This is a genomic window from Micavibrio aeruginosavorus (assembly GCF_051245535.1).
Classification (GTDB): Bacteria; Pseudomonadota; Alphaproteobacteria; order Micavibrionales; family Micavibrionaceae; genus Micavibrio; species Micavibrio aeruginosavorus_D.
In genome coordinates, this window is sequence record NZ_CP195303.1 from 1,316,264 (window position 1) to 1,338,133 (window position 21,870).

Annotated in this window: 19 protein-coding genes; 16 read left to right on the top strand and 3 right to left on the bottom strand. The window is 55.4% G+C overall.

Annotated features, from left to right (window positions below; all coding sequences use genetic code 11):
• The first annotated feature begins 3 nt into the window (after nucleotides 1–3).
• The 4 genes from ACSC94_RS06370 (at nucleotide 4) to flaF (ending at nucleotide 5,473) form a co-directional block, all read left to right on the top strand.
• Nucleotides 4–1,734, top strand: coding sequence for a flagellin (locus ACSC94_RS06370; protein WP_435640011.1), 1,731 nt, complete (start codon nucleotides 4–6; stop codon nucleotides 1,732–1,734).
• A 694-nt stretch (nucleotides 1,735–2,428) separates the two neighbouring features.
• Nucleotides 2,429–4,138 (top strand): flagellin hook IN motif-containing protein, encoded by a 1,710-nt coding sequence (locus ACSC94_RS06375; RefSeq protein ID WP_435640012.1) that lies wholly within the window; start codon nucleotides 2,429–2,431, stop codon nucleotides 4,136–4,138.
• Between the two features lie 497 nt (nucleotides 4,139–4,635).
• Complete coding sequence (locus tag ACSC94_RS06380) at nucleotides 4,636–5,019, top strand: flagellar biosynthesis repressor FlbT (RefSeq protein ID WP_435640013.1); 384 nt, start codon at nucleotides 4,636–4,638, stop codon at nucleotides 5,017–5,019.
• Entirely contained in the window at nucleotides 5,012–5,473 is a 462-nt protein-coding gene (gene flaF, locus ACSC94_RS06385; RefSeq protein ID WP_435640014.1) for a flagellar biosynthesis regulator FlaF, read from the top strand. The genes ACSC94_RS06380 and flaF overlap by 8 nt, the downstream gene beginning before the upstream one ends.
• 435 nt (nucleotides 5,474–5,908) lie before the next feature.
• Here flaF and ACSC94_RS06390 read toward each other — a convergent pair whose 3' ends face one another.
• Nucleotides 5,909–6,397 (bottom strand): flagellar protein FlaG, encoded by a 489-nt coding sequence (locus ACSC94_RS06390; RefSeq protein WP_435640015.1) that lies wholly within the window; start codon nucleotides 6,395–6,397, stop codon nucleotides 5,909–5,911.
• Between the two features lie 699 nt (nucleotides 6,398–7,096).
• Here ACSC94_RS06390 and fliF point away from each other — a divergent pair.
• The 7 genes from fliF to ACSC94_RS06425 all read left to right on the top strand — a co-directional run bounded on the left by fliF (nucleotide 7,097) and on the right by ACSC94_RS06425 (nucleotide 13,670).
• Nucleotides 7,097–8,737 carry a flagellar basal-body MS-ring/collar protein FliF gene (gene fliF, locus ACSC94_RS06395; RefSeq protein ID WP_435640016.1) on the top strand — a complete coding sequence of 547 codons (1,641 nt, stop codon included), beginning with the start codon at nucleotides 7,097–7,099 and terminating at the stop codon, nucleotides 8,735–8,737.
• A 23-nt stretch (nucleotides 8,738–8,760) separates the two neighbouring features.
• On the top strand, nucleotides 8,761–9,777 hold the full coding sequence (gene fliG, locus ACSC94_RS06400; protein WP_015467055.1) for a flagellar motor switch protein FliG: 1,017 nt from the start codon (nucleotides 8,761–8,763) through the stop codon (nucleotides 9,775–9,777).
• A 19-nt stretch (nucleotides 9,778–9,796) separates the two neighbouring features.
• Nucleotides 9,797–10,534, top strand: a complete 738-nt coding sequence (locus ACSC94_RS06405) for a flagellar protein FlbE (protein ID WP_435640017.1) — start codon at nucleotides 9,797–9,799, stop codon at nucleotides 10,532–10,534.
• A gap of 126 nt (nucleotides 10,535–10,660) precedes the next feature.
• Nucleotides 10,661–10,909, top strand: a complete 249-nt coding sequence (gene fliN, locus ACSC94_RS06410) for a flagellar motor switch protein FliN (RefSeq protein WP_407635804.1) — start codon at nucleotides 10,661–10,663, stop codon at nucleotides 10,907–10,909.
• A 34-nt stretch (nucleotides 10,910–10,943) separates the two neighbouring features.
• On the top strand, nucleotides 10,944–11,819 hold the full coding sequence (locus ACSC94_RS06415; RefSeq protein WP_435640018.1) for a motility protein A: 876 nt from the start codon (nucleotides 10,944–10,946) through the stop codon (nucleotides 11,817–11,819).
• A 106-nt stretch (nucleotides 11,820–11,925) separates the two neighbouring features.
• Complete coding sequence (locus ACSC94_RS06420; protein WP_435640019.1) at nucleotides 11,926–13,335, top strand: sigma-54-dependent transcriptional regulator; 1,410 nt, start codon at nucleotides 11,926–11,928, stop codon at nucleotides 13,333–13,335.
• Nucleotides 13,336–13,379: 44 nt separating this feature from the next.
• Nucleotides 13,380–13,670, top strand: a complete 291-nt coding sequence (locus ACSC94_RS06425) for a hypothetical protein (RefSeq protein ID WP_435640020.1) — start codon at nucleotides 13,380–13,382, stop codon at nucleotides 13,668–13,670.
• Between the two features lie 48 nt (nucleotides 13,671–13,718).
• On the opposite strand, the gene ACSC94_RS06430 is transcribed toward ACSC94_RS06425, so the two are convergent.
• Nucleotides 13,719–14,609 (bottom strand): OmpA family protein, encoded by an 891-nt coding sequence (locus ACSC94_RS06430; RefSeq protein ID WP_435640021.1) that lies wholly within the window; start codon nucleotides 14,607–14,609, stop codon nucleotides 13,719–13,721.
• A gap of 182 nt (nucleotides 14,610–14,791) precedes the next feature.
• On the opposite strand from ACSC94_RS06430, the gene flhA reads away from it, so the two are divergent.
• The 5 genes from flhA to ACSC94_RS06455 all read left to right on the top strand — a co-directional run bounded on the left by flhA (nucleotide 14,792) and on the right by ACSC94_RS06455 (nucleotide 20,975).
• Complete coding sequence (gene flhA, locus ACSC94_RS06435; RefSeq protein WP_435640022.1) at nucleotides 14,792–16,894, top strand: flagellar biosynthesis protein FlhA; 2,103 nt, start codon at nucleotides 14,792–14,794, stop codon at nucleotides 16,892–16,894.
• Complete coding sequence (locus ACSC94_RS06440; protein WP_435640023.1) at nucleotides 16,891–17,898, top strand: DUF3137 domain-containing protein; 1,008 nt, start codon at nucleotides 16,891–16,893, stop codon at nucleotides 17,896–17,898. The genes flhA and ACSC94_RS06440 overlap by 4 nt, the downstream gene beginning before the upstream one ends.
• A 1-nt stretch (nucleotide 17,899) precedes the next feature.
• Nucleotides 17,900–18,820: a DUF3137 domain-containing protein gene (locus ACSC94_RS06445; RefSeq protein WP_435640024.1), complete on the top strand. Its 921-nt coding sequence runs from the start codon at nucleotides 17,900–17,902 to the stop codon at nucleotides 18,818–18,820.
• Nucleotides 18,821–19,060: 240 nt separating this feature from the next.
• Complete coding sequence (locus ACSC94_RS06450; RefSeq protein WP_435640025.1) at nucleotides 19,061–20,134, top strand: GTPase; 1,074 nt, start codon at nucleotides 19,061–19,063, stop codon at nucleotides 20,132–20,134.
• Between the two features lie 4 nt (nucleotides 20,135–20,138).
• On the top strand, nucleotides 20,139–20,975 hold the full coding sequence (locus tag ACSC94_RS06455; protein ID WP_435640026.1) for a MinD/ParA family protein: 837 nt from the start codon (nucleotides 20,139–20,141) through the stop codon (nucleotides 20,973–20,975).
• Between the two features lie 175 nt (nucleotides 20,976–21,150).
• Here ACSC94_RS06455 and ACSC94_RS06460 read toward each other — a convergent pair whose 3' ends face one another.
• Entirely contained in the window at nucleotides 21,151–21,843 is a 693-nt protein-coding gene (locus tag ACSC94_RS06460; protein WP_435640027.1) for an NMCC_0638 family (lipo)protein, read from the bottom strand.
• Nucleotides 21,844–21,870 lie beyond the last annotated feature (27 nt).

Here is a 21,870-nt window from a genome sequence, read left to right on the forward strand (position 1 = left end):
ATCATGACCAACGATGTCGTATTGACCGCAGCCTTGCGCACAAACCTGCTGTCGCTGCAGAACACGCAAAGCCTGATCGATATTACCCAGAACCGCTTGGCTACGGGGAAAAAGATCAACTCCGCTCTGGATGGCCCGCAAGCGTTCTTCGCCTCTCAGGCGCTGAACAACCGCGCTGGCGATCTGGGCCGCCTGCTGGACTCCATTGGCCAGTCCATTCAGGTGATCAAAGCCGCCGACACCGGCGTCACCGCTTTGACCACCATGGTCGAACAAGCCGACGCCCTGGTCACCAGCGCCCGCGAAGCGGTTGCGAATGCCCAGTCGGAAGCGAAAGTGACGGGTACGAAGGACCTGCGTAATGTTGACGATCTACGCGCCATCGTAGGCTGGCCTGCAGATGCATTAACCCGCATTTCCTTCACCTTGACGACGCAAGAAGGCGTTTCTCGTGCCACAGGTGAATTCGCCACACCACTAGTTACTGGCGCAACGACAAACATTGATGTCGCAGCGGGCACATCAACAGAAGATCTTCTGGCTCGCCTGAACAGCATTGTTGACGCTGATGGAACTCACGTTATCAAGGCAGAGCTGGATGCCAAAGGGCAGCTGTCGATCAAGACAACGAACGGTGATAGTTTGAACATGAACTTCACCACAACGACAGACAACGATGTAACCAACCTTGGCTTGGCAAACGCCCTTGGTTTTGGCGATCAGGTCCGCATTGTTGACGATGGAGCCGGCGCATCAAACGTCAGCATAACGGCCATTGCTGATACAGCACTGCGTTCGTTTTCCTTGTACGACAGCACAACAGCACCAGACACGATCGCAAATCGCAGCGACCTCTTGTCAAACCTCGTTAACGCTTCAGGAACATCACTGTTCGGTAACCTCGACAACGCCGCCGATGACTTCGTCATCTCTATCAACGGCGGAGCCGGGCAACGCATTGAACTTACATCCGGCGGCGCATCCATCAGCATTCAAGGATTCATTGATCAAATCAACAACAACGGATCACTGAACACGAAAATCAAGGCAGAGTTTGACGAAGAAACCGGTCAAATTTCCTTGCGCCCAATTGATGGATCTGTAAAAAGCATCACAACGACACTGGAAGCCGATGCTGGCGGAGCCACTGCAAACTTTGGCTTCGGCACAACGGCGCTGACCACCGCTGATGCGGACCCAATTGGTGAACACATCACCTTCGGTGACTCCGTCGCAGAACTGGCCAAGCTTGAATCCGACTATAACAAGCTGCGTGACCAGATTGATGCGTTGGTGTCCAACGGTGACACGGGCTATCGCGGCACGAACTTGCTGTTCGGTGATGACCTGCTGACCGTCTTCAACGAAGACCGCACCAGCACGATCACAACCGAAGGCGTAACGTTCACCGCCGATGGTTTGGGTCTGGACGTTGCCGACTTCTCCCGTATCGACACGGTTGAAGACAGCATTGAAAACGTTCGCGAAGCGCTGGAAACCGTGCGGAACTTCGGTTCCACACTGGCCAACGATTTGTCGGTCATCCAGGCGCGTCAAACATTCACCAGCTCGATGGTCACCACGTTGAAAGAGGGCTCCGCCCTGCTGGTCAACGCGGACCAAAACGAAGAAGGTGCGAAATTGCTGGCACTGCAAACACGTCAACAGCTGGGCGTTACCGCCCTGTCGCTGGCGTCGCAGTCCCAACAGGCTATCCTGCGTCTGTTCGGCTAATCGCCAACGACCCAGGGATAGGACTCTGGCCTTACGGCGGAGGATGGACACTAGCCCCCCACCTCCGCGGGCAGAACGCCCCAGTTCAGAACGGATAGTCGTAAGGACCCAGATCATAAGGGTACACCGGGAAACCGGTGTACCCTTAATCTTTTGCGGAATAAGGGCCGGAACCACGAATGGACACGCATTCATTCAAATAAAGCACCTCCAGCAACGCGTCATCACCCACCCCCACACTGCGTCATCACCCGGTTTATCCGGGTGATCCATACCGCCCCATGGATTGCCCGAATAAATCGGGCAATGACGCGTGCTTGTGACAACGCCTTATGCGCTTGAATGCGTGCCCATTCGTGGTTTCTACCTTCTATATACACGCCCACCACCGTCATCCCGGCGCAGGCCGGGATCTTCCAGCCATAAAGGACGAAGACTCCGGCTTTCGCCGGAGTGACGTATAGAGGAGGAAGACAATCAGCCCCAAATCCCGCAAAAATTTCTCAGAAAAACAAAACTTTTTTACATCAATTTTTTCATAATACAAAAAGACTCAATAATTTCAGTGACTTCCCAAAAAACGCATGCTAGCCTCTTTAAACCTTTGTTAAGGCCTCTTGGCTTAAGCTGGGTACTGTATCGAGAGGAATTCGATACTTACATAAAATAGGAAACCTAGGAAAGGAACCCTACTATGACATCCGATGTCGTACTCTCCGCCGCTATGCGGACCAACCTGCTTTCTCTGCAAAGCACCCAAAACTCCATCGATATTACGCAACGTAACCTGGGTACAGGTAAGAAGGTGAACTCGGCCCTTGATGGTCCGCAGGCATTCTTCGCATCCCGTGCCCTGACCAACCGTGCGGCCGACCTGACCAAACTGCTCGATTCTATCGGCCAGTCCGTTCAGGTGATTAAAGCCGCTGATACCGGTGTTACCGCCCTGACCTCCTTGGTTGAACAAGCCGACTCCATTGCATCCCAGGCTCAAGAAGCTCTGGCTGCTGGTACGGCTGAAGCCAAAGTGACGGGTAATAAAGACCTGCGCAACATTGATGACCTGACCGATGTTCCGGGTTTGACGGCTGGTGTGACGTTGACACTGACAGCCACGGACGCGGATGGTGATGTCATTGACCCGGATCCGGCTGGTGGTGTGCAAACAAGCATTACAGTTGCCGTTGCCGCAGGTACATCAACAAACGAGTTGATTACAGCAATCAACGAAATTCGCGATCAGGCCGATCAAAGTGCTGTTTTCGAAGCAAAACTCGATGATAAGGGACAGCTGTCTATCCGTTCCTTGGTCAGCGGCGGAAGCTTCACCGTTGACTTCAGCGGAGCCGCAGATGCAGATAAACTGGCTGCAGCTAACGCTCTTGGCTTTGGCGAAATCGCAAAAGTTACAGCCGATGGTATTGCAGCAGCTCCAAACAACGTAGGTTTCACAGCAACAGCTGATGTTGCTTTGAAGTCCCATAACTTTGTAAAGAACGACCAAGGTGACGTTGCAGACCGCAGTACGCTTTTGACTGCACTGCGCACAGCCGAGGCCCCGACTTCTGCAACGTTGTTCGACGGGATTAGCGGTGAAAACTACACTATCGCCGTAAACGGAGGGGCAGCACAAAACATCGCCCTAGCCGCAACAGCTACAGTTCAAGAGTTTGTTGATGCAGTCAACAATAACTCTACACTGAACTCGAAGTTGGAAGCTACGTTCGACGAAGAAACCGGGCAGATTTCTATCCGCGCGATTGACGCCTCAGTCGAGAGTGTGCAGATTGGTTTCGCCGGGTCCGCGATTGGTGACTCTGCAAACTTTGGCTTCGGTTTGACCGATCTGTCTGCAGTTGCCGCCGGTGTTGCAATCGAAGAAAACATCCAGCTGGGATCTTCCGCAGGCCAACTGGCTAAACTGGAGCAGGATTTCAACAAAATCCGCGACCAGATTGACGCCTTGGTCAGCAATGGTGACACGGGCTACCGTGGGACCAACCTGCTGAACGGCAACGACCTGCTGACGACCTTCAACGAAGACCGCACCAGCACGATCGAGACCAAAGGCGTGACCTTCACGTCCGCTGGTCTGGGTCTGGACGAAGCCAACTTCAGCAACGCGGCTTCCGTTGACGGTGTGATCAGTGCAGTGAGTGACGCTCTGAGCTCGGTCCGTGAATTTGGATCCAGCTTGGCCAACGACCTGTCTGTTATTCAGACCCGCCAAACCTTCACCAACAGCTTGATCAACACGCTGAAAGAAGGTTCGGACAAACTGGTTAACGCCGACCAGAACGAGGAAGGCGCAAAATTGCTGGCTCTGCAGACCCGTCAGTCCCTGGGTGTTACCGCCCTGTCACTGGCCTCTCAGTCCCAGCAGTCGATCCTGCGTCTGTTCTAATCGACACAGATTTAATCGCGAAAACCCCCGGCGGAAGAAATCCGCCGGGGGTTTTCACATTCTGAAACCAGAATGTGCCCCACACACCTTCCACCCCCTACTCCACAAGCTCCCCTCGTCACCCCGAACGCACATTCACATGAATAGAGGGCATCATCACTATGCGTCATACCGGCGAAGGCCGGTATCCAATGGATGGATCGTCTGGATACCGGCCTTCGCCGGTATGACGGTACGGTAAGAACGAGAAGTCCTATTCGTGTGAATTCGTGTCCATTCGTGGTTTACGTCCCCTCACCCCAGCCCTCTCCCGAAGGGAGAGGGGGCCCACCATCACTCTGTTTTTCTTTTGGAAAATGAAAGGCTTACTTTTTAACCTTCCGCTAATATGTTACTTTTAAGATGGTATTGGTCTTACTGCGGACGGTGAAAGCCATTCTGGCGCCATTCCGGCCCCCAATTTTGGGACGTTCGCTTTATCAGGGAAGAAATCCTTCATGGCTCTTATCATCGACCTGAAGCCAGGTGAAAAAATTCTGATCGGCGAAGCCGTCATTACGAATGACAGCCAGCGCACCCGCCTGCACATTGCGGGCAACGCCCCCATCCTGCGGGAGAAGGACGTTCTGCGCGAAGAAGATGTGAATTCTCCGGCGAAGAAAATCTATTTTCTGATCCAGTGCATGTACATTTCTTCCAAGCCGGATCAATACTTTGAGAAGTATTTCTCAACCATTCGCGAAATTCAGGAAGCGGCCCCGACCACCACCGTTTTCTTCGCCAGCATTAATGATAAAATTCTTTCCGGCCAGTATTATCAGGCCATGAAAGAAGCGCGTGAACTGATCAAGTACGAACAAGGTTTGATTGATAATGCCTAGTGATCAAAAACCACCACTGCCCCCGACCAACCCGCACGCCAGCGCTGCCGGGGCCTATGCCCAGCACGCCCGCACAACCACAACCGACCCGCGCGAGATCGAAGCGCGCGCGTTGTTAAAAGCCGTGCAGAAATTGCAGGATATTCAAAATCGATGGGACAGTTACACGCTGGAAGAGCTGGACGACGCCCTGCGCCATAACCGGCAGATCTGGCTGATGTTCGTGGATAATGCCACCGCTGGTGAAGAAGATGGTCGCCCCGACAGTTTGCGCGCCAATATTGCCAATTTGGGTGCCTATGTTTTTAAACGCACGCTGGATATTCTGGCCGATCCGAAGAAGGAAAAGCTGGATGTGCTAATCGACATCAACCGCGAAATTGCCGCCGGGTTGATGACGAAGCCAACGCCGGAGAGCGAAGCCACGGCGGAGAAAAAGGCCGGAGAGAAGTAACACCGCCCTGCCCCACAATTTTTAAAAATCCCCGGATGCGGAAGACGCGCCGGGGTTTTTTGTTTTTTGAGGCATGAATGAGAAGGCATCATTACTCCGCGTCATACCGGCGAAGGCCGGTATCCATACGATACATCCACTGGATACCGGCCTTCGCCGGTATGACGACGTCTGAAGAATCCCCCATTATCGTCATCACCCGGTTTATCCGGGTGATCCATACCAGCCGATGGATTGCCCGGATAAACCGGGCAATGACGGATGGCTGGGACGGGTGGCTGGGACGGAGGGTTGGGTTGAAAGATTTCTGCTTATTCGAGGCTTTTACCACCACAACATTCAATACGATCCGCCCCGTATCCACAAAAACACAAACAAAAAAGCGACCGGATCATCGGTCGCTTTGGTTTTAGTTTTTCCCACCTGCTCAAGATGTTACGCGAGGACGCTCACCGTCGTTGTTGACTGGCTGGTCGCTGCGAAATTGGCGGCGCTGGCAAAAGCAGCGAATTGTTGTTGTGTCGGGGTCTGGGCCTGCACTTGCGGCGCGGGTTGGGACACCTGCACCTGAACTTGCTGCTGCTGAACCGGTTGGGACACTTGCTGCACGCGGGTTTCGCGGGCGGATTGTTCGGCCTGGGCCATACGGCGGGCTTCCAGCGTTGCGTCCTGACGGCGCATCGCATCCAGCATCGGCTCGGACGGGATTTGACGAACGACATCGCCCGTATCCGGGTCGCGCAATTGCAACACGGCCTTGTCGTGATTCACATCAACATGAACATAGGGGCTGATATACGGGGCCTGTGCCACCACTTGAACCTTATCAGGATTGGCAGCATTCGTGCGCGACGTGCTCTGCTGTTCGGTGCTTCCCCGAATCAGCGGCGCGTTAGACAGCACTGAGTTTACTGCTTCAATCATTCTTTCCTGACCCGTATACCCTCTATCCAGTGTGCGCTCCGGGTCCCCACCCGAATGCGCCCTTTTTATTCAATGCGGGGCGCGGTCACACTTTTGGTATACTACCTAGATACCATGCTACCGCGATTCCACGCCAAGAGTCAAGAAAATGCGCACATTCACCCATGTATGCAGCCAATATTCGCCCCGAAAATAAGGAAAATTGCCGCACCTGCAAATATTCGAAAAAACTAAACTTCATGGCTTTACTAAGTAATGGCACACGTTACTGCGAATAAACTACGATCAAAAGGGTAAATTATACTACACTACTTCAAAACTATACTTGCGATAGGCCAGTTAACTTAAATGAAACATTCCAGTAACAATGAACAGATTCAACAAAGATTAAGCAGAGCGGGCGCATAATATTAGTTGAAATCAAGCCATTACTGGAAATTCAGCAGATTTGGCATGAGCAATGGCAAACAGGGCCAGAAAACTCAAAGGGATAGACCGGGCGGAACAGGCCCGCATACGTGGCAAAGAACCCCAAAACGCGCTATAATTTTTACGATGCGGTTCGCATTTGCGCGGACTCTCGTTCTCGGGTACCTTTGATATGAGAAACCCTCGTTTTCTGCGCCGCGCGTCCGTGCGGTTTGACCTAAAAACAACACCGCGCTCAAACGCTTTAACGCTACTGTCAGGATTGCAGACGTGAACAGCTTTATGGATACATTGCGACAGCTTGGCCCCGCTCGCCTCGGCATCATGGGCGGCGTGCTGGTGACGCTTTTGATCTTTTTCATTTTCGTGTCGATGCGCGTATCCACGCCGTCGCTGAAATTGTTGTACAGCGATTTGTCCACCACGGATTCCGCATCCGTTGCCGCAAAACTGGAAGAATCCCAAATTCGTTACGACGTGTCGCCCGACGGCACGCGCATCATGGTCCCCGAAAGCGAAGTGGGCCGCGCGCGCATGTTGCTGGCCGAAGCTGGCCTGCCCAACGGTGGGTCGATGGGTTACGAATTGTTTGATCAGCAATCGGGCTTTGGCACCACCAACTTCATCCAGAACATCAATCAGGTTCGCGCATTGGAAGGCGAACTGGCCCGCACCATTGGCGCGCTCGGCCCGATCAAGGCCGCCCGCGTTCATCTGGTTTTGCCGCAACGTGAATTGTTCAGCCGCGAAAACCGCCCAGCCAGCGCCAGCGTGTTCATTCAATTGAACCAAGGCGCTCGTTTGGAACGCGAACAAATTATGTCGATCCAGTCGCTTGTCTCCTCTGCCGTACCCAACATGAAAGCGGACAGCGTGTCCGTGATCGACAGTCAGGGCAACCTGCTGGCGCGTGGCGGCGAACAAGACACCAGTCTGATGGCGATGAAGGCCGAAGAAATGCGCCGTGCGTATGAAACACGCCTGACACAATCGGTTGAGGACATTATTGGCCGTACCGTTGGGTATGGCCGCGTGCGCGCCACGGTCACCGCCGAATTGAACTTCGACCGCATCACCACGAACGAAGAAGTGTTCGACCCGGAAAGCCAGGTTGCCCGTTCCGTTCAAACGGTTGAAGAACTAAATTCAGAAAAAGAATCTGCACCGCAGGACGTATCCGTTCAAAACAACCTGCCGGGTATTTCCGGTGATCTGCTGGGTGAACCGGGCAGCTCGGTCGAAGGATCCCGCGTCGAAGAAACCACCAACTTTGAAATCAGCAAAACCGTCCGCAACCGCGTCAGCGAAGTGGGCGAAGTCAAACGCCTGTCCGTGGCCGTTCTGGTTGATGGCACCTATGTCACCGATGCCGAAGGCAACAAAACGTACCAGCCACGCAGCGAACAGGAACTGGAACAAATCCGCCAACTGGTGCGCTCCTCGATCGGATACGATGAATCCCGTGGCGACACGGTTGAAATTGTAAACATGCAATTCGCCGATATGGATATCGTTTCCGACGATGTGTCCAACCTGTTGTTCGGCTTTGAACGCAGCGACATCCTGCGCGCCGCCGAAATTATCACCGTGGCGATCATGGTCATTCTGGTCGTTCTGCTGGTTCTGCAGCCGATGGTGGGCCGCTTGCTGGCGACCGAAGGGCTGACCGACGAAGATGATGGCGACCAACAAACCCTGCTCTCCGCGCGCGCGCCGACACCGGCGTTGACCGGTCCGGGCGGCGAACAATTCAGCCCGCCGGAAGCCGAGGAAGAAGACAGCCTGATCGACATGAAACAGGTCGAAGGCAAAGTTAAAGCATCCTCCGTCCGCAAGGTCGAAGATATTGTATCCACCTACCCTGCTGAAACCGTCTCCGTGATCCGGAGCTGGATGAGCCAGGAAAGCTAAGATAAAAAGGGAACGAGCGCACGATGCGTGTACGTGAGGATTATCGCACCCTGTCCGGTGCCGAAAAAGCCGCCATCTTCATGCTGGCCCTGGGCGAGGAACACACCGCCCGGATTTTCGAGCATATGGATGACGAGGAGATCATGGAAATCTCCCAAACCATGGCGAACCTGGGCAAGGTCAGCGCCAACGTGGTTGAACGCCTGTTTATCGATTTCGCGGAACAAATGAGTTCGACCAACAATCTGGTCGGCACGATGGATTCCACGGAACGCCTGCTGACCAAAGTTCTGGGCAAAGACAAAGTGACCCAGATCATGGAAGAAATCCGCGGTCCCGCGGGTCGTACCATGTGGGAAAAACTGGGCAACGTGAACGAGGAAATCCTCGCCAACTTCCTGCAAAAAGAATATCCGCAAACCGTGGCCGTCGTGTTGTCCAAGGTGACACCGGACCACGCCGCGCGCGTGATGGCCCTGCTCCCGGAAAACTTCGTGATGGAAGTCATCCACCGCATGCTGCGCATGGAAGCGGTGCAGAAGGAAGTTCTGGAAGACGTCGAGAAAACCCTGCGCACCGAATTCATGGCCAACCTGTCCCGCACCCAGCGCCGCGACAGCCACGAAGTCATGGCCGAGATTTTCAACAACCTCGACCGTTCGGTCGAAACCCGCTTCATGGAAGAGCTGGAACGCATCACACCGGAATCGGCCGAGAAGATCCGCAGCCTGATGTTCACGTTCGAGGATCTGGCCAAACTGGACCCGGCGGCGATCCAGACCATTATCCGTGCCGTGGACAAGGACAAACTGCCCCTCGCCCTCAAAGGCGCAACGGAATCTTTGCGCGACCTGTTCTTCTCCAATATGTCGGAACGTGCGGCCAAGATTATGAAGGAAGACATGGGCGCCATGGGCCCGGTCCGCCTGAAAGAAGTCGAGGAATCGCAACAATACGTGGTCAATGTGACCAAGGATCTGGAAGCCCGCGGCGAGATCGTGATTGCCAGCGGCAACGAGGAAGACGAGCTGATTTACTAAGGCTCGGAACGGCGTTTAAATGAGTGACAAGAATACAGCATCGCCGAAAGACGTCCGGAAATTCCTGTTCGACCGCAACAAATTCGATGCGGCGGAAGAGGAAGATATCCTTGCACCCGACGAACCGCCCCCGCCCCCGACATTCAGTGAAGAAGAACTGACCAAGGCGACCCGCGCCGCCATGGAACAAGGGCACAAGGACGGTGTCAACGAAACGCTGGGCAGCATTGAAAAAGACGTTTCAATGACGCTGAACAGCATTCGCGATCATTTCGACCTGCTCTTCCGCGCCGAAGCCATGCGCTACAACACGTTCGAGGAAGAAGCGGTTCAGCTGGCCCATGCCATTTTCAAACGCTGTTTCCCGTCGCTGAATGAACAGACGGGCCTGAACGATGTGAAGTTGATGATTGAAAACGTGCTGGAAACCGTGCGCGATATGCCGGAAATCGTCATCGAAGTGCCGGAATCTTACGTCGATACGATTCGCCAGCATATTGATTCGGTTTTGCGCGATACCGGTCAGGGCGCCCGCTGCACTGTGCGCAGCCACCCGTCACTGGCCGCCGGGCAATGCCGGATGGGGTGGGCCAACGGCACCGCCGTGCGCGATCCCCTGCATCTGGCCGAACAGATTAGCGCCCAGATTGAACAGATCCTTGCAGACCGGGCCAACCTGACGGATAATGGTGAACAGAACATTCACAATGCGGTGATTTCCGTAACGGAACCCCCCGCATCCGATCAAAGCCAATAAGCTGGAGAAGTCCCCATGACGGACGACAATCAGGATACAAAAGCCAAAGCAGGGATGAACCTGAACGAAATCGAATCCGTCGGCCTGCCCGAAAGCGACGAGAAAGATTACGAGTATGGCGAACCGATGGCCGGTGACGTCACCGCCATCTATGACATTCCGGTGCAAATCTCCGCCGTTCTGGGCCGCTCGACGATGCAGGTCAGCCAGTTGCTGAAACTGGGCCGCGGTGCCGTGGTTGAACTGGACCGCAAAGTCGGCGAAGCCATCGACATCTACGTCAACAACCGTCTGGTCGCCCGTGGCGAGGTTGTTGTGGTCGAAGACAAATTGGGCGTGACCATGACCGAGATTGTAAAATCGGATCGCAACTAATCCTCCACGTTCTGATTGATTTTGGTAAAACCGAATGACCAGTGATGCATCCCAACTGCGTGCCGCACAAAGCTCCGATGATTCATCCGGGGGCGCTGGTGGTCCGGATGTGGTCCTCAGCATCACCGCGCCCCGCCGCAAGCTGGATCTGGCCACCGTTGTTGGTGTGACAAGCGCGTTGGCGCTGATTGCCGGTGGTATCGCCATTGGTCAAAGCAACGCCAGCTTCTTTAACCTGCCATCCATCCTGATCGTTGTTCTGGGCACCGTTGCCGCGACCAGCATTGCCTTCACCGGCGAAGAACTGCGCAAATCCATTGGCGTCATGGGCAATTCCCTGTTCCGCCGCGTGTGGAAACCATCCGTGATGGCGAAACAATTGATGGATCTGGCCATGATTGCGCGCAAACGCGGTTTGCTGGCGCTAGCCGGGGCCGAAAGCGAATTGAAGAAAGACAAGTTCCTGCAAAGCGCCGTGCAACTGGTCACCGATGGTTATAACGCCGACGACATTGACCGTGTATTGAGCCAGGAAATCGACGCGCTGGTTGAACGCCACCGCCGGTCCGCCAATATTCTGCGCCGCGGGTCCGAAATTGCCCCGGCGATGGGGCTGATCGGGACGCTGATTGGTCTGGTGCAAATGCTGGCCGATCTGGATAACCCGGATGCGATTGGCCCGGCCATGGCTGTGGCCCTGCTCACCACCTTCTATGGCGCGGTGCTGGGCATGGTTTTGCTGGCCCCACTGGCAGCCAAGCTGGAACGCAATTCCAATGACGAAGCCACGATCAAAACCATGATCGCCCTGGCCATGACCTCGATTGCCCGGCAGGACAACCCCCGCCGTCTGGAAATGCTGTTGAACAGCGAATTGCCGCCAGCCGAGCGGATCAAATATTTCGATTGAGAATCAAGCCTTAAAGCTGTGAAAATTATGGCAAAGTATGCCATTCACCCTTTTCCTTCCCCCACTTTGGCCCTAATATCATTGACTCAAAAGGGGTTAAGTGAACATGCGTCTAATGATTGTCGGACAACTTGAAGGCTATATCAGCGCGGCGGGTAAAATCGCCCTGCAGCGCGGCGCCAAAGTCATCCATTGCGAAGATATCGAACAAGCCCTCGGCGCGTTGCGGAATGGCAAGGGCGCCGATCTGGTGATGATCGACGTGAAACAAAAAGTCGGCCAGTTTGTTGAAGCGCTGAAGGCCGAGCGCATCCATTTGCCCGTCGTCGCCTGTGGCATCAACACCGACGCCCGCGCCGCCGTGAAGGCGATTCAGGATGGCGCGAAAGAATACATTCCCCTGCCCCCGGATGCAGAATTGATCGCGGCGGTTCTGTCCGCCGTGACCGAAGAAAACAATACGATGATCGCGAATGACGCGGTCATGCAGGCCGTCGTCAAAATGGCCGACAAAATTGCCCCGTCCGAAGCCACCGTGTTGATCACGGGTGAATCCGGTACGGGTAAAGAAGTCATGTCGCGCTACATTCACAACAAATCCAAACGCAAGGACGGCGCGTTCATTGCCCTGAACTGCGCCGCCATTCCGGAATCATTGCTGGAATCTGAATTGTTCGGCCATGAAAAGGGTGCGTTTACCGGCGCAACATCCCGCCGCCTTGGCAAATTTGAAGAAGCGCATGGCGGCACCTTGCTGCTGGACGAAGTGACCGAAATGCACCCGTCCTTGCAGGCCAAATTGCTGCGCGCGATTCAGGAACGCGAAATCACCCGCATTGGTAACAACGACCCGGTGAAGGTGGATGTGCGCTTGATCGCAACATCGAACCGCAATCTGGAAGACAGCGTGAAGAAGGGCGAGTTCCGCGAAGATTTGTATTTCCGCCTGAACGTCGTCAATATCCGCCTGCCCGCCTTGCGCGAACGCCCGGGCGATATCGCACCGCTGGCGCAATTCTTCGCCGATAAATTTTCTGACCAGAATGGCGTTGATAAAAAACGCATTGCGGCGGATGCCCAGCGCGCCCTGCAAGCCTATAAATGGCGCGGCAATATTCGCGAGCTGGAAAACACCATGCACCGTGCCGTGCTGATGTCGATGGCCGATGAAATTGAAACCGAAGCCATCTTCCTGCCCGAAGGCGGCGGTCTGGGGTCCTCCCCGGCGGCCAGCCCGGGCAACGCCCCGTCTTTGTCCGGCGTATCCGGCGCGGGGGCCACGGCCTCCTCCTCCCCGTCTGAAATCCAGAATCCGGGGGCGGTTGAGACCCTGGTGGGCCGGACCATCGCCGATGTGGAACGCCATATGATATTGAATACATTGGGTCATTGCCTGGGCAACCGGACCCATGCGGCCAATATTCTGGGTATTTCCATACGGACCTTGCGGAACAAGCTGAACCAGTATAAAGACGAGGGGATCGATGTCCCGGCCGCCGCCGGCGGGGAACGATAAGCCCCTAAAAAACAACCAAAAACGACTGACAAGGATACATAATCATGATCAATTTCCGTACCCTGATGCTGAGCGCAATGATCCTGCCGGCTTTGGCTCTGGCCGCTTGCGACAACAAAAAAGAAGACGCGGCTCCGGCTGACGCTGCTGCAACCGAAGAAGCCGCTCCGGCTGCTGACGCTGCACCGAGCAACGCTGAAATGGGCATCGAAATGCCGCAACCGGAAGCCGTTGAAAACGCCGCTCCGGTTATGGAAGCCCCAGTGATGGAAGCCCCGGCAATGGAAGCGCCTGTGATGGAAGCTCCGGCTGCTGAAGAAGGCGCTGCACACTAATTCTGTGTCGCATTGAATACAAAAACGGGGCCCATCGGCCCCGTTTTTTTATCCCGTAAAACCAAACGATGGCGTGGCAACAATATCCACGCGGCGATTTTCGGCATGATCGCCGGTTTCGGTATCACTATCACCCAACACCGTGTCGGCATGCTCTTCGTTCTCGACCGCAATACGGTCCGGATCAATCCCCATTTGCGCCAGCGCATTGCGCACGGCAATGGCCCGGCGCATGGACAAAGACGGGTTTGGTTTATTGCGCCCGCTGGTGTCGGTTACGCCTGATAAATCAAGCGTCCAGTGCGGTCGATGGCGCATGGATACAGCCAGATCCATCAACACAATGCGCGACTGTTCATTGATCACAATGCTGTTGGTATCAAAATACACGGCGGTGCGTACCGCCGCCTGATCTACGTCGCCGGACAGGCTTTGCATCGCATTTCTAAACTGATCCCGGCAGGGCAGCGTGGCAATGACGGATAACACATCCTGCTGCATCGCCGATTGCGCAACCCAGCAATCAAAACTCACCTGCGCCACGGCCAGCGCATTGTCATTGCCGATGCCGCGCATGATGGAGAGCGCTTCATCCAACGCCATCGCCGCCCGGTCCAGATCGGGGGTCAGCGACACGGGAATAATATTCGGGTCCACAACATCCCGCGCAACCGGCTTGGCTTTCGCCGCGGCAAAGGCCTTGCGCGCAAAATGGGCGGACAAGTCACGGTCCCCGCCCTCCTGCTCCATCCCGGCCAGCGCCTGATACTCCCGCGCCAGATAGCTGTTGTAATCAGACCCGCTGACCTTCAGCGACCGGACATTGGTCGTAATGCAGGCGGACATCATCCCCCCGGCCACGCCCGCCAGCAAAACGAGGCGAACGGCACGGGCAAAGCCATGATACGGAAAAGAGTGTGAAGGCGGTGCGGAAATCATCCCCGAATCCTAATGGAAAACCGCAGAATGACAAGTGTTTAACACCGAAATCCACGGATCAGGGTTTGCATGTTCCCCCCGCCCCGCGTAAAATATTATGGACACCTGCCGACACCCGGAAACGGGATCAAGGCGGGGGTTCTTTTGTGTAATGCTCTTTCCCCGTCCGGGCTGTTTTTTTCATGGCTGATGCACCGTCGAATTTTTCGTTGAACATGGGTCGCGCCAAGGGTGCGGCTGGATCGGTGCTGCGCGGGGATGCCTTGCTGGCCCTGGGTATCGTCGTCATCCTGATGTTCATGATGGTGCCGCTGCCGCCCTTCGTTCTGGACATGGGCTTGTCGCTGTCTATCACCTTCTCCATTCTGGTCCTGATGACGGCCTTGTTCATCAAGACACCGCTGGAATTTTCAACGTTCCCGACCGTCTTGCTGATCACCACGGCGCTGCGTCTGGGTCTGAACATTGCCTCCACGCGCCTGATCCTTGAAAACGGGCACGAGGGGTCCAACGCCGCCGGGCATGTTATCGAAGCGTTCGGAACATTCATCATCCGCGAAAACTACGTCATTGGCGGTATCGTTTTCGCCATTCTGGTTATCGTCAACTTCGTCGTTATTACCAAGGGTTCGGGCCGTATTGCCGAAGTGGCCGCGCGTTTCACATTGGACGCCATGCCCGGTAAACAAATGGCGGTCGACGCCGATTTGTCATCCGGCCTGATCACCGAAGACGAAGCCAAACTGCGCCGGAAAAATCTAGAGCAGGAAAGCACATTCTTCGGGGCCATGGACGGTGCGGCGAAATTCGTGCGCGGTGACGCCATCGCCGGTTTGCTGATTACCTTCATCAACGTGGTCGCCGGTATCATCATCGGCACGGCCCAGCACGGGCTCAGCCTCGCTGAATCGGCGCAGAATTATACCCTGTTGACCATCGGTGACGGTCTGGTCAGCCAGATCCCGGCGCTGATCGTTTCCGTTGCCGCCGGTATGCTGGTGTCCAAGGCCGGCGTTGAAGGCGCGGCGGACAAAGCGTTGACGGTTCAGTTCTCGCGTTATCCGAAAGCCATGGGCCTGTCCGGTGGTTTGATCATCATGCTGGGTCTGGTTCCCGGCATTCCCACATTGCCCTTCCTGTTCCTCGGCGGCATCACGGCGGGTCTGGCGTGGTTGAGCATGCGGAAACAACAAACCGTCGAGGAAGAGAAAATCGCCCTCGCCGCCCCGCAGAAACAAGGCGCAGTGGCCGAAGAACCCATATCCAAAGCCTTGGCCATCGACACAATCAGGCTGGAGCTGGGCTATGGCTTGCTCCCGCTGGTTCAGGGCGAAGGCAGCAACAAGCTGACCGATCAGGTCAAGGGATTGCGCCGTCAGTTGGCCGAAGATATGGGCTACATCCTGCCCGCCGTACGGATTCAGGACAATCTGCAACTGCCCGCCAACACCTACACCGTGCGCATCAAGGAAATCGAAGCGGGCCGTGGCGAGGTTCGCCCCGGCATGCTGATGTGCATGGACCCGACGGGTGCCGCCATTACCCTGCCCGGTGAAAATACGGTGGAACCGACCTTCGGCCTGCCCGCTATGTGGATCGACGAACAATACCGCGAGGAAGCGCATTTCCGTGGTTACACCGTTGTGGATGCCCCAACGGTCGTCACCACGCATCTGACCGAAATCGTCAAGGACAACATGTCCGATCTGATGTCCTACACCGAAACGCAAAAATTGCTGGACGAACTGCCGGGCGATTACCAGAAACTGGTCGCCGATGTCGTTCCGGGCAAAATGTCGGTCAGCGGATTGCAGCGTGTGTTGCAGAATCTGGTGTCCGAACGCGTCTCGGTCCGCGACATGCCCGCCATTCTGGAGGGCATTGCCGAAGCCTCCATCTACACCAAGAACGTCACCATTATCACCGAACATGTGCGATCCCGTCTGGCGCGCCAGATTTGCGAACGCAACGTCAACGCCCATGGCGTTGTGCCGCTGGTCACGCTGTCCCCGGATTGGGAACAGGCCTTTGCCGAATCCCTGCTGGGTGATGGCGAAGAAAAACAACTGGCCATGGCCCCCAGCCAATTGCAGGATTTCATCACTGCGGTCCGCACCGTGTACGAAAAATTGGCCCAGACGGGTGAAGTTCCGGTCATGCTCACCTCCCCCGGCATTCGCCCCTATGTCCGGTCGATCGTCGAACGCTTCCGCCCGCAAACGGTGGTCATGTCACAAAACGAAATCCACCCGAAAGCCAAGATCAGGACGTTGGGACAGATTTGAGTCCATCATTCGACAGCATCGACCAGATCAAGGATATGGACTTGCATATCCAACGTCTGGACATTGCCAAAGACATTGAACGCACAATCCAGCATAAAATTGACAGCTTCGAAAGCGTCCGCCGCTTTCATCGCAATGGCTATATCGTGTTTTGGGGACTGTATGCCTGTATGGCGGCGGGGTTTGTTTGGTTCCTTTTTATGGGCCGCGCCGATCCTGACATTGAAATCATCGCAAAGACGACAGCTCTCTTTGCCGCGTTAAGCGCAGCGGCCTTTACCGGGGCACGCGAACAAAAGAAAAAATATTTAAGGCATGTCAAACGCGGCCTTATGTTCGCTCTGTCCCAGGAATTGAACATTAAATACAACCCCACCGGTTTTTTTCGTCTGGGCGATTTGTATGATCACCTGCTGTTACCCAGCTACGATATTCGGCTGGTGGAGGATGGATTTGAGGCCACGATCGGCGAGCGCCGTATACAATTTCAAGAAGCCCGCCTGATTGCCAAACATATCGACATTGAACGCGGCAAATGGTTAAGCGGCTACGTCATGTTTCAAGGGGTTGTCGCCACCATCCCCCTGAATAAATATCTGGACCACCACACGCTGATTTTCTCGCGTGATTATGTGACGCGCAAAACTGCCGCCAATATGGACCCGCGCTTCCTGCCCTTTAAACGCGTCAATATGGTCAGCCGAAAGTTTCAGGACCAATTCAAAATCTACTCAACATCAGAAACCGAAGGCCATTACATCTTCGACCCGTCCTTCATTGAACGTTTTTTAGAGGCCACGCAACCCGTCGGCGCAAAATCGGTCAGTGCTAGTTTTTACAAAGATACGCTGGCCATCGCGATTGCCTTTAATCGTGACCTCTTTGAATTTGGCAACCTTCACACCCCGACTGATACGCTGGCCATAAAGCAGGTCATTGACGACATTGCCATCGTCGCCGATATCGTTGAAACACTAAACATGAACCCTCATATCGGGTTATAAAATGCAGGCACAAACCCCGGACATCACCACCCTCTGCGCTACATTGGACGAACAACGCCAGCGTTATATGCAGGTGTTCGTCATGGGTTCCCCCATGGCCTTTGCAGCGTTGTGTGCCATTGGCGCGTTGATGATGTCGGAGGAAACGGGGTTTCCGTGGGTGTTCGTTTTATTCTGGACCGCGATTGTCACGCTGGTCCTGTTCCATGTCATGAACATGAAATACCGCAAGCGGACCAAGGCCGCGTTGATGCGCGATCTGGCCACCGGGATGGGATTGGAATTTAAGGCCGATGGCGTGATGGACTGGGACGATGTCGCCCCCCACGCCATTTTGCCGCCGCATGACCGATGCGGGATTGAAGATGGATTTACGGGCACCATCGCCAATGTCCCCGTCGCGTTTCAGGAAATGAATCTGGTCGATATCAGCCGGGACCGTGATGGCGACACCACCGAAACCACCGTATTCCACGGTGCGGTGATTCGCATCGGGATCGGCAAAACCCTGAACGCCCACACGGTGATTATGCCCGATGGGGCCGCCGGGCGGTTCTGGCGCACCGCGTTTTCAAAATTCGAACCCGTCCGCCTGTCCGCCCCGGATTTTGAAAACCGGTTCGACGTGATGGCCACGGACCAGCTTGAAGCGCATTACATCCTCGATCCCGGTTTTATGGAATCTTTCTTGGCTGTCGGGGACCATATCGGCACCAAAAATTTCGAAGCCAGCTTTCGCGGGTCCGAAATTCTGTTCGCCATTTCACGCCCCGGCGCATTATTTGAAATCGGCCATTTGTTCCATGCCCTGACGCCACAGGATCTGGCCACGGTGCAAAATGAAATTGCCGCGATCGAAGGGCTGGTTAACGCCTTGAAATTGAATCCCTATACCGGGCTGGGCGCAAAAATCCCGGATTGATGGAAAACTCCGCAAGGCCCTCTCCCCACCCCTCTCCCAGAGGGAGAGGGAGTCATCTCCGCACCCGTTCTCCCCTCTCCCTCTGGGAGAGGGGTTGGGGGAGAGGGCCGCACCCCAAAGAATTACGGCATTTTTCTTAAATCCAGGGATTCACTTAAACGTCCTTTACGTTTATTGTCTAGAATAGTGATTCTAGAAAACATATAATCGTTAAGTGAATCACAGTTCACGGTCCCGCCCATGCGCCTTAAATCGTTCTATGCCAAAACCATGACAGAGGCATTGCATATGATCCGCGAAACGCTCGGAGAAGATGCCATTATCGTCGCAACCCGCGAAGAAAACGGGGGTAAATCCGTGCGCGTCACCGCCGCCGTGGAGCAGGAAACGTTTGAGTCCCACAATGATGGATGGGGCGAACCCACCACATCCACCCCGCAAAGCCGGGCGCAGGATGGCGGATGGTTGCAATATGATGCCGAGCAGGACGAAAACGCGGTCGCGGAAGAGCTGACCGACATTATGCTCAAGCACGCCGTACCGGAAGAAATCACGGATCAAGTCGTATCCTGCGCCACCGTCGCCGGCATGGGCAACGCGCATGAGGCGCTGGTCGCCGCCCTTGAACATCTTTACGTATTCCGCCCCCTGCCCCACAAGGCGGTCGGCAAAAATTTCGTGCTGGTCGGCCCGCCGGGTGCAGGCAAAACGCTGGGCGTGGCAAAAATGGCCACACGCGCCGTTATGGCTGGGCAAAAAGTGGCCGTTATTACCACCGATACGCTGCGCGCCGGTGGCGTCGAACAATTGGCGGCATTTACCAAAATACTGAACGTCCCGCTGGAAAAAGCGCGTGATCCGCGCGATCTGGGCCGGGCGATGGACGCCGTGCGCGGTGCGGACCACATCGTGATTGATACCGGGGGCCTGAACCCCTTTAACCCGCAGGAAATGCGCGACCTGGCCCGCATGATGGCCGTGGCGAACATGGACCCCATTCTGGTCATGCCCGCGGGTGTTGATGCCGATGAATCCGGGGAAATGGCCCGTGTGTATGCCAGCCTTGGCGTCCGCACGATGATGTCGACCCGTTTGGATATTGCCCGCCGCATTGGCGGGCTTCTGGCCGCCGCCCATTATGGTGGCCTGGTTTTTGCAGACGCCAGCAATACATCTCAGGTGGCCGAAGGCCTGTTCGGGATGTCGCCGGATCGTCTGGCGCGTATCTTGATGCCCCGCAGCGCCCCGGCGGATCGTGGTTCCACGACATCCCCCGGTTCGGCGTCGCCCAAAAAGACAGTCAATGCAGGATAACACCATGACCGAGTCACCGTTAACGGCCGAAAAAGACCCAGCGACACCCGCTACGCCAACCTTCCGGCGCGGCAAGAACATTATCGCGGTTGCCAGTGGCAAGGGCGGCGTGGGCAAGACATGGTTTTCCATCACCCTGTCCCACGCGCTGGCGCGTCAGGGCAAAAAAGTCCTGCTGTTCGACGGGGATCTGGGGCTGGCCAACGTGGACGTGCAACTGGGTCTGATGCCGAAACGCGATTTGAACGACGTGATCCGTGGCCGTCTGGGTCTGGACAAGGTTGTACAGCGTTACGAAGAAGGCGGGTTCGATATTGTTGCTGGCCGTTCCGGTCAGGCCTCCCTCTCCGCTTTGCCGGGCCAGCGTTTGACCTTCCTGCGCGACCAATTGCTGGAAGTGGCCGATAAATACGATGTCGTCATCATCGACCTTGGCGCGGGCGTTGACCGCACCGTGCGCATGATGGCCGCCACATCCACCCGCACCTTGCTGGTGTCGACGGATGAGCCGACATCGCTGACCGATGCTTACGCCTTTATCAAACTGGGCAACGCCGCGGGCATGTCGAAAAATATCGGCATCGTGGTGAACCAAGCTCCCAGCACGATTGAGGGCGAGCGCACCTATAAAACATTGCTGAAGGCGTGTGAAAACTTCCTGCGCCTGTCCCCGCCGATGATGGGCATGATCCGGATTGATCCGCGCGTGAAGGAATGCATTCGCAATCAAACACCGTTGCTGATCCGCTCCCCCAACACGGAAGCGGCGGAAGACGTCGAAAAAATCGCCCGCGCCGTGATGCGCGACATGGCCGAAACCCGCGCAGCGGCGACGGCGTAACAGATAAAAGCAGACAAATAAAAAACCCCAGAGATGATCCGGGGGTTTTTATTTTTAAAATTCTTCTTCCCATTGTCATTCCCGCGAAAGCGGGAATCCAGAGCCATAGAGGCTAAAATCGTCCCGGTCCCCTGGATTCCCGCTTTCGCGGGAATGACAGGAAGGGGACAGAGGGTTACATCTTCGCACCACTCTCAATCGCGAAGATGCTGATAATCGCGGCCAGGCTCGGATGCGTGGTGCTGGTCGTGGCGACCATACCAATATCATTGCCCATGTCCTTACGGCGCACAGCGATCAAGGTGCGTTTCAGTTTTTGTTCCTTGTCGTTTTCTGTCCGCAGCTCATAGGTGATTTTTTGTTCACCCTTGTTCTTGTCCAGATTGTCTTTCATCCACTTCATCATCTCGTGGACTTTCTTTTCATCAGCCTTGCGGGAATAGATGGTGCACGCGCCATTTTCTTCGGACACCAGAACGAAACGTCCCTGCTTGCCGCTGGCCGACCATGCGAGGCCTTGACCGGACGGCGTGTTGCTCAAAAACGGTTTGGCATCTTCGCCGGTGACTTCCGGCAATTTGACCTCTTTCACCCATTTGCGCAGGCGGTCTTTATCACCGCCATTGGCCAGACACGCCTGCATAAACAGGTTCACCGCGAATTCAGCCTGTTCGACCGGGCTGGGTTCGGTGATTTTAACGGTCTTTTCTTTGGGGGCGTCTTTGGGTGCCTCCTTGGTTGCTTCTTTGGCTGCTTCCTGGGCAGGCGCGGCCTCCTTGGTCGCCTCCTCAGCCATGGATGGCAGGCTCAAAGCCAGCCCGGCCAACACCATGAAAACAAACCCGAATCTTTTGAAATTATTGTGCATTTTGCCTATCCCGGTTAACAGTCTTTG